Here is a 17,311-nt window from a genome sequence, read left to right as displayed (position 1 = left end):
ACGGCATACGAGGCAATGGTGGGTCTCGGGGGCTGGGAGAGGTGTATAGGAGCCAGGTACCGCCGGCGATCCGCCCGCGCGCGGGCAGGTCGGTGTGCGCGGCGTGCGCGGGCAGGTCGGCGCGTGTGGGCAGATCGGCGCGCGCGGGCGGATCGCCGGCGGGACCGTTCGCGGGCAGGTCTCCGGCGTAGATGAAGATGTCGTCCATCGGAGCGTCGCCGAACACGTTGTCTTCCGGATGGTCCTTGGCGTAGCGTTCCGCGATGCACGCGAGACCCTTGTGCCGGTAGAAGCCCACGTCGCAGCTGGAGTCGGTGTGCAGGTAGTAGCGCGTCACGCCGCTGCCGGCGAAGTGGGCGAGCAGCCGACGCCACAGCGTGCCGCCCACGCCGCGGCCGCGCGCCGCCCCAGCCACGAGGAAGAGGCACAGTTCGGCCTGCGCGCCCGTGTCGATGCCCACGTCGTGCGCCATGGCGTGCTCCAGATCGTGCCAGTGCAGCGTCTCGCGCAGGCCGGCGGCGCCCAATGGCGTGGTGCGCAGTTCGGCGTCGACGCGCTCGAGCTCGGCGGTGACGTCGCGGAACAGGACGGGCTGCCCCGTCACGCGCGCGATCGTGACGCCGAGGAAGCGGCCGTCCCCGTCCACGGCGACGTCGCCGCGCGTGGCGTGTTCCAGATAGTGCAGGACGAAGTGGCGCGAGAGCAGCGCCGATTCGGGGTGGCCGGCCGTGGGCCCCCAGTTGCCCCACATGTCGTCGAACGCCCGGACGATGGTGCTGATGTCGCTGCGCTCGAGGGGACGGTACCCGACGTCGGGCCCGTTGCCCGTGGACCTGCTGCCCATGGGTCTGCTGTCCGCGAGTCGGTGGTCTGCGTCTGCCTGCGATGCGGCAAGTGCGGCGCACATGATGATTGCTCCTTTGGTGTCTGTGTGCGGCCCTAGGGGAGGACTCACTGATGCTAGCAGGCGGGCGTAGACGGCGCGGGCGTAGGCAGGGGTGTCTCCTCCTCGGGGTCCTCGGGATCCGTGGAAGCCTCCTCTTCGAGTTCTTCGGGTTCTTCGGGATCCTCGGGCTCCGACTGCGGGACGATGCCGCGGCGGAGCCGGTCGAGGATGTCCGCCTCGCTCTTGCGCTCGGCCGGGATGAGCCGACGGCCCGGGTCGGCCTCGGACACGTAGTACAGCGCGGCGTCGATGGACTCGATGGGGACGCCCTCGATGCGCGCTAGGAGCAGCCGGTACAGGTCGAGCTGCGCGAGCCGGTGCGCGACGTCCTCCTGCGTGCGCGGGCGACGGCCGGTCTTCCAGTCGACGATGGTGTAGCGCGGAGGGTCGTTCGGTGCGGGATTGCGCGCTGTGGCGGCGTCGGTCGGCGTGATGGCGTTGTCATGCACGTCGGTGTTCCGCGCGTCGATGCCGCTATGCGCACTGTCGTCCAGTGGCCCGTAGAAGACGGCGTCGAGCTTGCCGTCCACGATCATGCCGCCGAGTTCGGGGATGCTGGCCACGATCTGCCGTTCCGCCCACGCCGGCGTGCGACGCGCCCACGGCGAGTCGAGCAGCCGCCGCTGCCAGACGCCCAGCACGTCGGATTCCGGTTCCGGCTGCGGCAGGTCGACCAGCTCGGGGGTCATGCGCCGGCTGAGCAGGCGTTCGGCCCACGCGTGGAAGCGCGTTCCCGTCTCCGCCGCCGGCGAGGCGACGCGCGGGATGGGGCGTACGATGCCGCGCCAGTATTCGCGGACCTCCCGTTCGGACATGTGCCCGTCGAGCGCCTGCAGCGCCGTGACGTTGCGCCGCCTGCCCGCGCTCAGATGCAGGGCGCGTTCGCGGACCGCGTCGTCGAAGGAGCGCGCGGCGCCTTCTGGACCGAAGGCGTCCGCGTCCGTTTGGCGGCCCGTCCGACGTCCCTCGTTCAGTTCCGCCATGAGATCGGGGTCGGCGCACAGCAGCCGTGCACGCAGCAGCAGCGAGTCCTCCGCGGCGTTCTTCTCCGCAGTGTTCTCCCCCGCAATGCGTTCCTCCGCGGCCGCGCCGGGTTCCGCCGGCGTGACGTTGTCCCGTTCGATGCATCGGCGCACGATGTCCGCGCTGTCGTTGAGCACGCGCCTCACCCGTTCGGACATCTCGGCCGGCCACGGCAGCGTCTCCGCCGCGGATCGGCGCGGCAGCGGCTCGCGCCAGGCCGTCTCCACCACGTCCTCCTCGAGGGACGCGGCGTCGTCGCCCACGAAGTATCCCGCGGGCGGATCGGGGACGACGGCCGCGGTCTCGGCAGTGTCGTCGCTTCTGGCTGCGGCGGCCGCCGCTTCGGGTGCCGTCTCCGCGGCGGCGCGTCCCGGTACGACGATGCCCGGCATGCCGTGCAGCGAATCGTGTACCTCCAGCCAGAAGTTCGACGCCGTCTTCTCCGGGTCGAGCGGCTTGGCGGGCGCGCCGCCGTCGGACGGGTCACGGCTGAGCGACTTCCCCGCGCTGAACGTGAGCAGCACGTCGGTGCGTGCGCGGGTCAGCGCCACATAGGCGAGGCGGCGTTCGTCGGCGTGCAGCCGCCGCCCGTATTCCTCGCACTGCGTGAGCGCCCAGTGGTCCGCCCCGTCGGGATCGTCGCCGTTGAATTCGGGGACCTCGCGGATGGTGCCGAACACCTCGTCGTCGATGCCTTCCACGTCGTCCAGCGCGTCGAGCGCCTCGACGGGGTCGGCGCCGGGCGCGGCGTCTCTCGGGAATCGGGGCAGGATGCCGGCGTCCACGCGCATGGGCACCGGCACGTCCGCCGGATTGGTGAGCCAGGTGCGGGCCTTCTCCCGGTATTCGGGCGGCGTCCAGCGTCCGTCCGCGTCCAGATTCCCCGGGTGCGATTCGTCCGGCGTGACGGTGAGGCCGTCGCCGATGCCGCTGGGGAACGTCGATCTGGACAGTCCCACCACGGCCACCGCGTCCCATTCCAGTCCCTTGGACTGGTGGATGGACATGAGCGTCACGTCGGCGGCCACGTCGGGCACGCCCTGGGATTCCTCCGGGACGTCGCGCAGCGCGTCAACCCATGTCATGAAGCCGCTCAGACTGGCGTTGGCGCCTTCGGCGATCTCCTGCACGTAGGTGTCCACCAGCCCGACGACCGCGTCCGTGGGCGCGTGCGCCAGTGCGGGGCGCACGGGGACGTCCGGGTGGGCGATCGACTGGGCGACGACGGCGTCGATGTCGAGGTCCAGCGCGTTCACCGCCGCACGGACGGTCTGGACGAGCGGCCGGCCCACGGTCCGCCGCACCTCGCGCAGCGCGGCGCCGGCCCGTACCGCGGCGTCCGCGCCCGGCCCGCTCACCGTTCCGGCGCGGCGCAGCAGGTCGGGCAGATCGGCGCGCATCAGCAGGTCCGGCAGGAAGACGGCGTTCGCCACCTTGTCGCGGTGCGCGGCGACGGCGTCCGCCCATGTCTTTCTCGGCGCGTCCGCCTGGGCCAGCCCGGCCTGGACGAGGGCGCGGAACCGGTATTCGACGTTGAGGTCCTCCGCCATCCCGGCGAGGGCCGCCAGATCCTCGGCGCCCATCGCGTAGCGGGGCGTGGCCAGCAGACGCATCAGCGACTTCGCGTCCGTGTGGTCGCCCGCCACGTGCAGCAGCGCGAGCACGTCACGCACCTCCGCGCGCTCCAGCAGGGCCGAATGCCCCACGACGAGCGTGGTCAGTCCCGCCGCCTCGAAGGCGTCGCGGAACAGCGGCATGTTCAGCTTGGATCTGAACAGCACCGCCACGGACCGGCCCGCGGCACGCTCGTGCCGGACGAAGCGCGTCACGCCGTCGATCTCCTGGCCGAGCGTCTGGTAGCCGAGCACGCCGAGGGTGCCTTCCTCTTTGCCGGGCAGGGTGCTGAGCGCGGGGACGTCCACCTCGCGCAGGAGCGAGCTACCGGGCCGGCGCGGCATGCGGCGCAGCGGCAGGGTGAGGTTGTTGGCGGCGGCCAGCACGATGCGCGCGTTGCGTCGGGTGACGCTGAGCGTGCGGGGCCTTTCCGCCGGATCGAGGCCGAAGTCGCGCTGGAACATGCGGAACGCGCCCGGGCTGGCGCCGCGCCAGGCGTAGATCGACTGGAACGGGTCTCCCACGGCGCTCACGGCCGAACGGTCGCGCCCGTCCGCGTGGAAGATCGCCGCGAGCAGCATGGCCTGCGTGGTGGAGGTGTCCTGGTACTCGTCCAGCAGCACGTGGCTGTACCGGCGCCGGTACTCGTAGCCGATGGACGGGAACCGGGTGACCAGCTGGTACGCCGCCACGGTGAAGTCGCTGAACTCCGCCATGTTCAGCTTCCGCTTGGCCTGCACGTAGTCCTCCACCATGGCAAGCAGCACGTCGCGGTCGCGGGCCACGTCGCGCAGCGACGCCACGTTGAACACGCAGTTGGCGTGCAGGATGGGTTCGCTGTCCCGCATCCACTGCTCGGTCCTGCGTTCGATGTCCTTCTTGCCTCTGGGCCTGGTCGGGAGCTTCAGGGGCGCTTCGGGGACGGTCTCCTGGCCGATGGCCGCGTCGAGCCGCGCGGCGAACGCCCGGTCCCATGTCCTCACGCGCGCGATGGCCTGTTCCATCGTGGTGCATTCCCGTCCGATCATGGAGCCGGAGATGGCGTTGCTCAGGCCGTGCACGGCGCCCACGAGCGAGGAGAACGAGCCCATGTCCCGCCCCGAGACGAGGTCCATGTGCCGGCCGACCACGTCGGCGGCGAGCTGCAGCGCCCCGGCCTCGCTCAGCGGCTGCGTGTTGCGGTCGAATCCCACGAGCAGGCCGTACTGGCGCACGATCGACTGGAAGAAGGCGTCGTACGTGCTCACCTCGGGCTTGAAGATGCCGTCCGGCATGGCCGCGCAGACGCGGGAGAGCAGCTCCGCGGCGGCCTTTCTGGTGAAGGTGAGGCCGAGGATGCGCTCCGGGGGCACGTGATGCTCGGTGAGCGCGATGATGCGGCGCGTCATAGTGAAGGTCTTGCCGGATCCCGCGCCGGCCACCACGAGCACGTCCGCGTCCGTCGGGGCTCCGAGCACCGCGGCCTGCTCCGGGGAGGGGACGAACTGCGGCGCGGCGGCGGATGCGGCCGCGGCACCGGGACCGTCCGCGGACGCCGCGGACGCGGCCGTCGCGGACGAAGTCGTGTTCGCGAATGTGCTCATGGCTGCCTCACTTCGAATACGGTGTCGATCTGGCCCGAACATGCCGGGCATTGTCCGATGCATCGGCAGCGCTTCACGTGGAGGGCCTGCGGATGCGCCGTCAGCACGGTGGAGACGCTCGCCGCCGCCGCGTAGAAGACCCGGGAGATCATCGTCAGGGCCCACACGGCGTGGGTGCCGCGCAGCGTGACGAACTGCTCCCAAGCCTTCTCGCCCACGCCGTCCGGCGGCGTGGGCGGCAGCACGTCGGCGGCGTCGAAGAACGTCGTCATGTTCGGATAGTGGTAGCGCGGAGCGAAGGCGCGCGCGTTGAGCGATCCGTCCGCGAACAGCGGCGGCTGGTAGGCGCCCTCCGCCCCCCAGCTCTTCGCCGGCCACGGATCCTCGCGCACGTGGAACAGCATCGACTGCGCGATGTCCGGCATGGCCCGCAGGGCCTTCGCGCCGCGCGGCCCGTCTTCGGGGAACGCCAGCCCCAGCTGGTAGCACACCAGCTGCAGGTCGGAGAACAGCTGGCCGAGCGCCGGCTTGCCGCCGGTCTTGTAGTCCACGAGACGGGTCCGGACGCGCCCGTCCGCGCCGAGCCGGGTCTCGAGGCGGTCGATGCGCCCGGACAGCCGCACGCGCAGCCCCGGGGCCATCGCCTCGGGCCATCCGCCCACCAGCGCCCCCATGACCAGCATCAGCGTGGAGGCGTCGATCGGGTCGACGCCGTCGATGGCGTTGTAGGCCTCGAGCACGTCGTCCAGGCCGAATGCGGCGCCGAAGTGACGCTCGACCTGCACGTCCTGCAGCGTGCCCACGTCGATCTTGCCCACGTTGCCCGCCGGGTAGCCGGGCGCATTCGAGTCGACGAAGTACGCGGCGATGTTGGCCAGGATGCCCGCGGCCGCCTCGTCGTTGCGCCGCGCCGCATACCGGTCCGCGGGGCGGTCGATGGCATCGGGGTCCGCGCGCAGATTGCGGTAGATGGCCGTCATGCGCTCCAGCACCTCCTCCGCGGTACGGCCGGGACGATCCAGCCCCTCGCGGCTCGCCTGCTCGGCCACCGCGTGGATGAGCGTGCCGAATCCGGCCGCCACGCTGCCGGGGCGTGGTCCGGCGAAACGGTTCTCGAGCAGCCAGCAGACCGGGCAGGCCCACAGGCCGTCCACCGCGGACGGGGAGAGCGTCACGGTCCTGCCGCCGTCCGGCGCCTGTTCCGGGTCGCCCGGACGTGTCGTCCGTTCTCCGCGATCCCGCGCATCCATGAACATCCAGTGCGAGGGGTCCGCGGATTCGACGCCGCTGGACGCCAGCAGCGCCAACGCCTCCGCGGCATCCCGGGTGGCTTGGGCGGCTTGGACGTCTTGCGGGTCCCCGTTCTCCCCGGCGCCGTCCATGACGCCTCTGGCCAAGGCGACGCGCGCGGCGGCCACCAGTCCGCGCGGATCGGCGTCCAGCCCGGCGTATCTGCCGCCCTCGCCCACCTCGGTGTATTGCGGCGTTCCTTCGGCCACGCGCGGATACCGTTCCGGCATGAACGCATACAGGAACTCCGACGGCGCCACGTCCTCGCTGTGCACCGCGCTGACGAACACCCGCGTCTCGGCCCGGGTCAGCGCCACCAGCAGGCTCCTGCGCTCGGCGTACAGCACGGACGCCAGGCGCGGGTCGGACGCCGCGCCCGCGGAGACCGGCTCGCGTCGGGCCAGTCCGCCCCGAAGCACGATGTCCGCGAGGTCCTCGGCCCCGAACATCGTGTTGCGCGGCGTGAGGTTGGGCCACACGTCCTGCTGGACGGACGGGATCCAGACCAGTCGGAAGTGGCGTCCCGCAGCGCCGGCCGGCGTGGTGAGCGTGACCGCCTGCTCCACGGGGCCGACGTGGGCCAGCGAGTCGGCCTCCACCTCCATGGAGCGCACCTGCTCGATGAACCCCTCGATGTCCCGGGCGGCGGTGGAATCCTGCGCGAACTGGAACAGCCGCATCGCCACGTCGAGGCGGTCGTTCGCCGCCCTTCCCGCTTCCGTGCCGCGCAATGCGAGACGCTGCCAGCGGCGGTCCACGCCGGCGGCGGTCCACGCGGCGGACAGAGCGTACTGCGGTCCCTGACCGGGCAGCCGGGACAGCGCGTCGGCCGTGTCGGCGACCAGCCGCCATACCCGGGAGAATGCCTCGGCGTGTCCGTCCGAGCGGCCGGCATGAGACCCGCAGATCGCATGGATGGCCTGCAGCGTCTCCTCGCCGGCCGCAGGATCGAACATCAGCAGCAGGTACAGGGCGTCGCGCCCGAACGGCATGGGCGCGTCGGCCGAGGATCCGGCGACCAGCGAGTCGTCCACGGCCACGCCGGGGCCGTGCGCGCCGCGCCGCGCCGTCTCGTACTCTCCGCGCAGACGATCCCAGGCCCGGATCAGCCCGTTCAGCGTCGTGACCGCGTCGCCGCCTCCGGCGGCCGTGCCATCGTCCCCGCCGGCCGCCGGATCGGGCCCCGACGGTCCGTCCACGGCGGCGGAGACCTCGTCCCGCGCGTCCTGCGCGCCTTCCATAGCTTCCGCCTGCAACGCCTCGGCCAGCGACTGCAGCGCGCCCATGGCCGACTCCGCCACGGACAGCCGCGCCGGATACCCGTTGCCGCGGTCGTCGTCGCCCACCATGACGAGCGGACTGTTCATGATGTCGACGACGCGCGACCGCACGAACCCCGCCAGCGCCTCCGGCGCCATGGAGCAGGACGCCAGCCCGCGCCGTCTGAGCCCGGCGAGCTCGATGAGCGCGAACAGCGCCTGCACGAACGGCTCGTCCTTCAGCGGGCGCGTCACGGACGAGTAGAGGACCGGCACGCCCTCCCGGCGCAGCCGTTCGCCGATGGCCCGCACGGTGGCGTTGTCGTGCGCGATGACCGCCATGTCGTTCCACGCGCACCCGGCCTCGCCGGGCTTCCCGTCCTCGCCGCCGGCGGCCGCGTCCAGATGCGCGCGCTTGATCCTCCAGACGACGTCGTCCGTCTCCTCGCCCGAGGAACGGTACAGCGAGGCGACCACGCTGCCGTCGTCGGCATATCGGCCCCCTTCCACGGCCTCGATCGGCCATGAGCCGCGATACGCGTGCATCTTCCCGGCACGCAGCGGGACCGGCGTCGGATCGTCCTCCGTGGAAAGGATCGACAGACTGACGCGGGACGTGACCAGATCGAGATACCGCGGCGCGTCGGACCGCAGTTCCCCGTCCCGCGACGCGTCACACGATGCCTCGGCGTGCGGTTCGCCGTCCTTGCCGTAGTCCGTCAGCGCCATCTCCTCGCATCCCGGCCACCGTCTCACGCGCGCGAGCGCATACTCGGGATAGGAACCGCGGAACGACTGCACCGACTCGTCCGGGCAGCCCACCAGCACCAGCCGGCATCCGGCGTCCCGCAGCGCCTCCAGAAACCCCAGCCCGGCCAGCGTGACGTCCTGGAAGTCGTCCACGACCACCAGGGACGGAAGATCGGCGCGGTCCAGCCCTCCCACCGACTTCGTCCCCTCCACCAGCAGACGCGAGGAGTCCAGCCGGCATTCGCCGGGGTACGCGGATTCCACGGCGGCATCGTACCGGGCGCGCAGCGCGAAGGCGAGGCGCCACTGCAGACGCAGCCTCATCGAGCGAACGTCGGGGGTGTCCACGGCCGCAAGGACCCCGTCCTCCCCCTCGCGGGAGACGCCGAGCTCGTCCATGCGCGCCAGCATGTCCCTCAGCTGCCCCACGAACGCGGCGCCCATGCGCCCGTCCACCAGCGCCGGCCAGGAGACATCGGCGAAGTACTCCTGCAGCAGACCGCAGACCGGGCAGTTTCCCGACTCGCCCGCACGCACGTGCCCGGCATGGTCGTCCAGCACCCCGCGCAGCAGCGCATCCTGCTCGGCGCCGTTGAGCAGGCGCGGCGACGACGCCCCCCGCCGGGCGCGGCCGAGCGCGATGATCCGGAACGCCACGGCGGCGAGCGTGGTGACCGGCCTGGCCTGCGCGGATACGCCCATCTCGCGGATCACCCGGTCCGCCAGACGATCGGCGGCCTTGCGTCCGGACGCCGCCATGCAGGCGCGGTCGGAGCCGTACCGCCGCATGCCGTCCAGCAGCGCGCGCACGGCGAACTCGGTCTTGCCGCAGCTCGGCGGACCAACCGCCAACAGCACCTGTGCCTCGTCGTTCATCGTTGCTCCAACTTCGGTCGAATCGTCCCGGCAGCCCTCCCCGTTCGAAGGCTCCCGACTCCAGCATATTCGAACACTTGTACGAATGGTTGCGAGCGCTTCTCCCGCTTGCCCTCGCTCGGCATGTCGCGCCCGGTCCGGGGCTGAGCCTATGAAGGCGATACACCCTCCACGACGGAAAGGGCCGACGATGACCGGATCCGCAACGCACCCAGCACGCCCCTCGACCCCCGCGCGACACCCCGCGCGGCACCGCACGCAACGCCGCGACGCCGTCCTCCCGCACGCCCGCGCGGCCGGCCGTCAGACCGCAGCCCATCCGCCCATGCCCCGCGGATGCGACGCCATGCGCACGCTCTCCCGCACGCCCACGTCGACCGTGACGCTCTGCAGGCGGGACGGGTCCGCGCGGCCGGTCGCGGTGAAGACCGGGCGCATGTCCGACGCCGCCGCCATGGCACGGTTCCGCCGCGAGGCGCGCTTCATGGAGGCGGTCCGGGACAGCCCTCACGTGCTGCGGATCCTCGGCTCCGGCGTCCTCGGAACGGGAGCGCCGTATCTGATCCTCGAATTCGCCGCGGGAGGCAGCTACGCCGACCTGCTGCGCCGCGGCGTCACGCTGGCCGCCGGCGAGGCCCTGGACGTGGGCGTCCGCATGGCTTCCGCGTTGCACGCCCTGCATGCGCGGGGCATCGTCCACCGCGACGTCAAGCCCTCGAACATGCTCATCACCGAGCACGGCCCCGTACTCGCGGACTTCGGCATCGCGGCCACAGTCTACGATTCCGGCGCCGTCACCGGATGGTCGCCGCTCTGGGCCGCGCCGGAGGTGACGGAGGGGCGTTCCGGCGGCAGCGAGGCCGCGGACTGCTATGCGCTTGCCGCCACGCTGGCCGCGCTGATGACCGGGCGTCCGCCGGACGGAGGCATGCTCCCCGAGGCCATTCCCGGCGACGTGCGGACCGTGTTGCGGCGCGCGATGGATCCCGATCCCGACCGGCGTTTCCCGACGGCCCTGGCGTTCGGAGAGCGGCTCCGGGAGATGCGGTCCGTCTATGCGGCCGACGACCGTGCATCGCGGCAGCCGACGCGGGGACCGGTGCCGCAACCGACGCCGCAATCAGCGCCGCATCGGACGCCGTACGCGTCGGCACACATGCGGCACCCCGCACTGTCCGCGCTTCCCGCACGGCCCGCGGCCGGTGCAGACTCGCCGACGGGCGCGCCGACGGGCGCGCAGACGGGTCCGCGGACGGGCTCCCCGAAAGGCACGACGAGAGGCGCGCTGAAGGGCGCGTTCGCCGCCCTGGCGGCCGCGGCCGCGCTGGTCGCCACGATCGGCATGATCGCCGTGGCACCACCCGACCCCGGCGCACCAGTCTCCCCGCATATGCCGCTGGGTCCCTCGCTGTACGAAAGCCCGAGCTACCCGACCGCGAGTCCGTGAGGCTCCGGACCGCGGCCCCGGGCCGAGCGATCCCCCACCGATCAGGGCCTCCGCATGACCCGAAAGTTATCCACAATCGGTGGATAACTCACCGTCCCGTGGTCGAATGCGAGCGCGACACGCCCGAGATCACGGCGTGTCGAGGGCACATTCGACCACATGTCCCCGTTCGGCTTCCCTCCGAGCGGCCCGCCCGGTTAGCGTGCGGGCATGAAATTCAGCACACCTCCACGCCACGCGGCACGCGCCGCGGATGACCGGCGCCGTCGGATCCCCCGACGCGCGGCCGGCCCGTCTCCCATGCTCGTCGTCCTGACGCTCGTCCTGGGGCTGATCGTCGGCGCGATCGTCGCCGAGACGGTCGTGCGCCGTCAGGTGCGGCTCGACAACGGCACGGTCTGGATCACCTCGCAGGTCGATCGCAAAGCCGCCCGGCTCAACGTCCGCGCGGCGCAGATCGAAGCCGGCGTGGATGCGCCGTCCCACGGATTCGACGTGCTGCAGCACGACGACGTGACGCTGATGACGGCGGGAACGCGCCTCGGCGGCATCGACGCCGCGACCCTGCACATGACCGACGCGCCGCCCATCCCCGACGCGGCGACGGTCGCGCTCGGCGGGAACGTGGCCGCCATGCTCGACGACGCCACCGGCGAGGTGTGGACGGCCGACGCCTCGGATCCCTCCGCACTGTCCGCCATGGCGGCGAGGCGCGGCGCGGCGCGCATGTCGCTCGGCGCAGGCGGGCTGATCGCGGTGGACCATCGCGGAACGGCATACGGCTACCGGCCGGCGGACGGCATGGTGCTCTCGCTCCCGTCCGGAGCCGGGCCGACGGAACCGGCGCGGGAGATCGGCTCGCTCAGCGGCGGCGAACGTCTGGACGCCGGATTCCTCACCGTGGTGGACGGCGTGCCGGTGATCGTGGCCGAGGGGACGGCGGTCTGGCCTTCGGGAAGCGTGCGGGTCGACGCCGGCGCGTCGCCGTCGCCGCAACTGCCTCCCGCGGACGACGGGCAGTCCGGCTGGGTGGCGCTCGCCGGAGAAGGCACGCTGGCCGTGGTGGACCTCGCCGGCGCGCGGATCCGGACGCACGCGACCTCCGGAACCGGCGCTCCGGCCGTGCCGGTCTCCGTGGGCGGATGCGTCTACGCCGCATGGGCGCAGGAGGCGAACAACTTCGCGCGTCTGTGCGACGCCGGGAATGCCGAAGACGTCGCGGGGAATGACGCCGCCGACCGACTCCCCCTCTCCACGCTCAACGGGATGACCGCCACCGCCGTGCCGACGTTTCGCGTCAACCACCGGATCGTGGTGCTCAACGACGTCGTCACCGGAGCCGCATGGCAGCCCGACGCCGGCGGCGACGCATTCGACCTCGCATGGGACGACGCGCGGGCGGAGCGCGCCGAGGACGACGACACCGCGGAACGCGCGACGGACACGCGTCCCGAGTTCGGGGAGTCCTGCGCGCAGGAATCCGGGAGCATCATGGCCGTGGACGACGAGCCGGACGCCCGCGCGGGCGCCATGCGCGTGCTCGACGTGCTGCGCAACGACGAGCAGACCGACTGCTCGGTGCTGCGCATCGTCCGCGTCGGCGCCACGTCCGACCCCGCGGTGGACGTCGACGTCGTGGGAGACGGACGGTTCCTGCAGCTGGACGCCTCCGGCGCAGGGCCCGGCACGGTCTCCTTCACCTACGACGTGGACGACGGACGCGGGCGGCGTTCCTCGGCGACCGTCGCCCTGCGGCTGCACGACGCCGCGACCAACGCCGCGCCCGTATGGGACGGGACGCCGCCGGCATACGACGTGGAGCAGAGCGGCACGCTCACCGTCAACGCCCTGGACGGCGCGCACGACCCCGAAGGCGACCCGCTCACGCTGACGGACGCCGCGGTCCGCAACACCACGCAGGCCGCGGTCTCCGTGCGGGCCGACGGCAGGCTCGTCGTCCACGCCGGATCGATGGCGCCGGGCCGCATGATCATCGACGTGACCGCGTCCGACGGCAGCGCGAACGCCACCGGCGAGCTGCACGTCTCGGTGCACCCCGCCGGCACGCTGCCCGCGCGCATCGACCCGCTGTCCGCGAGCGCCGAACCCGGCGAGACCATCGCCGTCCGTCTCGGCTCCGCGGTGCACGGCTCCGGCGCATCCGAGCCGCGACTGGTCGACGTGCGCGCCCCCGAGGGCACGGAGGCCGCCATGGACGGTTCGGCGCTCGCCTTCGATTTCCGCACGGCGACGCCGGGCACGCACTACGTGCCCTATACGGTCGCGCAGGGCGGGGTCGAGTCCGCGGGCGTCGCGCGCGTCGACGTGGCGGCGGATGCGGGCGGCGAGCGGCGGCCCGTCGCCGTGAATGACGTGGCGCTGTTCGACCTGGCGTTGACTGCGACCGCGGAGCCGCTGGCCAACGACGTGGACCCGTCCGGCGGCGTGCTCGCGGTCACGTCGGCGCAGTCGACGGTCGACGGCGTCGAGGTGGCCGTGCGCGATCATCGCGACGTCGTCGTCACCGCGCGCACAATGCCGTCCGGCCCGCTGATGGTGACCTATACGGTCGCCAACGGCGTCGGCACGGCGACGGGCGGGATCGTGGTGCATCCGCCGTCGGCGCCGCGGTCCGACGTGCTCGTCGCGCGGGACGCGACCGCATCGGTGCGCACCGGCGGCGTCGTCTCCGTGGACGTGCTCGACCACGTCCTCGCGCCGCACGGATCCGTCCCGCGCCTGATCGGCGGCGAACCGGACGATCCCGCGGCGTTCCGAGGGCTGACGTTCGTCTCCGGAAGCGCCGTGCGATATCAGGCCTCGGACGAGGCCGGAACGTTCCCGGTCACGTACACGGTGGAGGACGGATCCGGCGGCACGGCGTCGGGCACGATATCCTTCGTCGTCCACGCCGCGGACGGCGACGCGAAGCCCGCTCCGGAACCGCGCGACGTGGAGGCCCGGATCGTCGCCGGAGGCACGGTGCGCGTGGAGATCCCGCTGACGGGGATAGACGCGGACGGCGACGACGTGGTCCTCTCCGGGCTCGGCACCACGCCGCCCAAGCTCGGGCGCGTCGTCCGGTCCGACGCCACCGGCCTGCTGTACGAGGCATACCGGGATTCGTCCGGCACCGACGTCTTCACCTACGCCGTGGAGGATTGGACCGGCCAGCGCGCGCAGGGCACCGTCCGCGTCGGCGTGACGGCAACGGACGCCGCGGCAACCGGCGTCCACGCGCTCGACGACGCCGTCACGATGCGTCCCGGAGCCGCCGCCTCCGTGGACGTGACGGCGAACGACATCGCCCCGTACGGCGCCGAGCTGACCGTGGACGGCGCACCCGAGGCGCGGGGCGTCTCCGACGTAATGACGGACGGCGGCACGATCCGCTTCACCGCCCTCGCGGAGGGGACCGCGTACGTGGCGTACACGGTGCGCGACGGCGTCGGCATGAGCGACTCCGCGGTCCTGACCGTCACCGTCAGCGACGACGCCCCGCCCGAGCCTCCGACGGCCAGGGACGGACGCATCGCCCCGGAGGCCACCATCGACAAGCGCAGCGTGACGGCGGATGTCGCGCCGTGGATCTCCGGATCCTCGGGAGACGCGGGGCGGCTCGTCGTGGCCGTGCACGAGTCGGCCGCGGCGTTCGCCCGCATGGAAGGCGGCGGGGCGACGTCCACCGCCGTCACCGTCACGCTGGCGGACCGGCCGCTCGCCGTGCCCTACACGGTGACCGACGTCGCCTCGGGGCTGTCCGCGACGGCGTTCATCCACGTGCCCGCGTACGGCGTCTTTCCGCCGACGCTGCGCCCCCGGGCGCCACGCCTCGAGGTACGGTCCGGCGAGACGATCGTCATACCCGTGGCCGACCACGTGCGTGTGGGCGCAGGCAAGACCGCAGCCATCGCCTCGCCGGAATCGGTGAGCGCCACCAAATCGGACGGCAGCGCCGCATACGTGGACGCGTACACGCTGCGGTTCTCCGCGCCCGCCCGATACGCGGGACCCGCGTCGATCACGTTCACCGCCACCGACGAGGTCACCGCAGCCGAAATCCCCACGGATAGGATCGGCACCGGCGGGATCGGCGCTGGCGGGATCGGCACAGACGCGGCCGACGCGGACTCCGGCGCGACGTCCCCGGACCCGTCCGGATCGCCGCGAGCGCCGCGCATCGTCAACTCCGCGGTGCTCACGCTGCCGATCACCGTGATCGGCGAAGAGACCGCCCCTCCGAGCTTCTCCTCCGGCGTCGTCGACGTGGCGGCGGGCGAGCCCGCGCAGGTGATCTCGCTGGCCGAGCTGACGCGGACGTCCGGGGCGGACGCGAACGGAGCAGACGGCACGGACGGAGCAGACGGCTACGTCTACGGTTCCGAGGGACTGGACGGACCGGTGACCGCCGGCGTCGACCGAAGCGGGCGTCTGACCGTGAGCGCGCGGCGGGACGCGACCCCCGGCACGCTGGTCTCCGTGCCGTTCATCATCGACTACGGCGCGGGCACGCTGACCTCCGGGATCATGGTGCGGGTGGTGGCCTCCACGCGGCCGTTGGCGCGCATCACGCCGGCCGACGTACAGGCGAGGGCCGGCGAGACGGTCGCGATCGACATCGGCCTGCATGCCTACAACCCCTTCCCGGACGCGCCGCTCGCCATCGTCGGCGCCTCGTCCGCCAACGTCTCCGACGACGCCGCGCCGCATCTGGAATGGGCGAATGACGGCTCCACGCTGACGTTGACGGTCCCGTCCTCGGCGCGGGTCATGACGGCCGTCGTGACCGTCACCGTCGCGGACGGCACGCGAGACCCCGCACGCCATGTGACGGGCGCGTTCACGGTCACGGTCAGCGACCGGCCCGACGCCCCGCTGCTGTCCCCGGTCACCGAGACGCCGACCGACGGCACGGTCACGCTGCGGTTCACGCCGGGCGCCCACAACGGCAGTCCCGTCACGGAATACCGCGTCGACTACGAGGGCGGCAGCCGGTCATGCGGGCTGTCCACCGTCTGCAGGATCGACGGTCTGGCCAACGGCCGCACGTACGTCTTCACCGTGCTGGCCCTCAACGCGGTGGGGTGGTCCGATCCGTCGAACGCCGTCGAGGTGCGCCCGGACCGGCCTCCCTCAGCCGTGGGCGCGGTGTCCGCGACGGCCGGCAGGGAATCGGTGCACGCCGCCTGGGACCCGCCGGTCTATGAAGGCACGCCGCCGGACCGGTACACGGCGACGCTGCGCGGCTCCAACGGGCTGACGGCCACCGTGCAGACGCCCGGCACGTCGGTGGACTTCGCGGTGCCGCGCGCCTCGATCGCGGACGGCGTGCGGTTCACGGTCACGGTCCGCGCGCACAACGCGGCGGGCGACGGCGAGGAGAGCGCGCCGAGCGGCCCCGTCGCCCCATGGTCCGCGCCGGATCCGCCCGTCGTGGCGCTGACGCGGCAGTCCGGCGGACGAACGGTCCGCGTCACGGTGACGCCGGGAGACATGCGCAACGCCGGCTGTGCGGCGATCATGCTCGCGGGCGCCGTCGAGCAACGGCTGGACTGTCCGCAGAGCGCGGCTCCGGACGGCGGGCGACACGCGACCGCCGACTTCACCGTAGGCGCCGGAGATCTGGGCAGACGGCTGACCGTCACCGCGACGGTGATCCCGTCCGCCGCGGTCGGGGCCGTCACGGCATCCGCCTCGCTCGAGCCCGAGCTCGCTCACGAGATCGGCGTGCCCTCCGACGTGCGCGTCAGCGGCGCGGACGACCGCTGCACCGTGCGCTGGACGCGCAGAGGCCGAGCCGACTCCGTCGAAGTGCAGGTGGACAGCCTGGGGGCGCGCGTCGTCGACGCGACGGACGGCTCCGCGACGTTCACGCTCGCACCCTGGCAGCGGTGCGGCAGGGCGACGGTGAGACAGGGACTCGACGGGGCGTGGGGTGCCGCGGCGGAGGCGTCCGGGCAGTACGTGTACCGGACCGCGGCGGTCATCGACGCGGACATGCGGCTGCGCTGGGATCCCAGCGACCCGGACGTCATCAGAGTGGAGCATGGCACGACGGAGACCTTCGGACAGCCCGTCCGGCAGTACGTGTTGAGCGTCAACGGCGTCATCGTGCCGTGGAGGCCGGGCACGACCGCCATCGCGCTGGGCGCCAACGCGGTTCCCGCGGCCCCGCGGTACGTCTGGCGGCTGACGGTGATCGGCGTGGATCCCGCGCTCGACGCCGCGACCGGAGACGAGATCGTGACCGGACTGCGCGCGGCCGCCGATCCGCGTTCCGCCTCCGAAGGTCCGGGCCGCGCCCACGACGCGGCGACGCTGTACATGCCGGCGATGCGCCCGCCGTTCACGTTCGTCCCGAACGCGTCGCCGTTCGTCGCGTCATCGTTCGCCGCATCGTCGTCTGCCGCATCGCCATTCGCTGCGTCCGGTTCCCTCGCGGGCGGGAAAGGAGGCACGCCATGAGCGCCGACCTCTGGCTGGAGCACCGCGCGCACGGTCCGACCGTCCCGGCCCGTCATGC

General features: G+C 72.6%; 5 protein-coding genes. 2 read left to right on the top strand and 3 right to left on the bottom strand.

The window, feature by feature from the left end; all coding sequences use genetic code 11:
• The 3 genes from G1C96_RS05610 to G1C96_RS05600 all read right to left on the bottom strand — a co-directional run.
• On the bottom strand, nucleotides 1-907 hold a 907-nt coding region (locus tag G1C96_RS05610), incomplete at its 3' end, for a GNAT family N-acetyltransferase (RefSeq protein WP_169275667.1).
• A gap of 53 nt (nucleotides 908-960) precedes the next feature.
• On the bottom strand, nucleotides 961-5,166 hold the full coding sequence (locus tag G1C96_RS05605; RefSeq protein ID WP_169275666.1) for an ATP-dependent helicase: 4,206 nt from the start codon (nucleotides 5,164-5,166) through the stop codon (nucleotides 961-963).
• Complete coding sequence (locus G1C96_RS05600) at nucleotides 5,163-9,341, bottom strand: PD-(D/E)XK nuclease family protein (protein ID WP_169275665.1); 4,179 nt, start codon at nucleotides 9,339-9,341, stop codon at nucleotides 5,163-5,165. Before G1C96_RS05600 ends, G1C96_RS05605 begins: the two co-directional genes overlap by 4 nt.
• A gap of 346 nt (nucleotides 9,342-9,687) precedes the next feature.
• Here G1C96_RS05600 and G1C96_RS05595 point away from each other — a divergent pair, with 346 nt between their 5' ends.
• Both G1C96_RS05595 and G1C96_RS05590 read left to right on the top strand, forming a co-directional pair.
• Complete coding sequence (locus G1C96_RS05595) at nucleotides 9,688-10,788, top strand: serine/threonine-protein kinase (protein WP_169275664.1); 1,101 nt, start codon at nucleotides 9,688-9,690, stop codon at nucleotides 10,786-10,788.
• Nucleotides 10,789-11,088: 300 nt separating this feature from the next.
• A complete protein-coding gene (locus tag G1C96_RS05590) occupies nucleotides 11,089-17,253 on the top strand; it encodes a fibronectin type III domain-containing protein (RefSeq protein WP_169275663.1) in 6,165 nt (2,054 codons plus the stop codon).
• Nucleotides 17,254-17,311 lie beyond the last annotated feature (58 nt).

Origin of the sequence: Bifidobacterium moraviense (assembly GCF_012932365.1) — a bacterium.
Classification (GTDB): domain Bacteria; phylum Actinomycetota; class Actinomycetes; order Actinomycetales; family Bifidobacteriaceae; genus Bifidobacterium; species Bifidobacterium moraviense.
The sequence above is the reverse complement of the archived record's forward strand: the minus strand, read 5'-3'. Positions and strand labels throughout refer to the sequence as shown.

What these genes read in the sequence shown, in the direction of transcription:
- G1C96_RS05605 (WP_169275666.1), bottom strand. Translation starts at nt 5,166, where the DNA reads ATGAGCACATTCGCGAACACGACTTCGTCCGCGACGGCCGCGTCCGCG.
- G1C96_RS05600 (WP_169275665.1), bottom strand. Translation starts at nt 9,341, where the DNA reads ATGAACGACGAGGCACAGGTGCTGTTGGCGGTTGGTCCGCCGAGCTGC.
- G1C96_RS05595 (WP_169275664.1), top strand. Translation starts at nt 9,688, where the DNA reads ATGCGCACGCTCTCCCGCACGCCCACGTCGACCGTGACGCTCTGCAGG.
- G1C96_RS05590 (WP_169275663.1), top strand. Translation starts at nt 11,089, where the DNA reads ATGCTCGTCGTCCTGACGCTCGTCCTGGGGCTGATCGTCGGCGCGATC.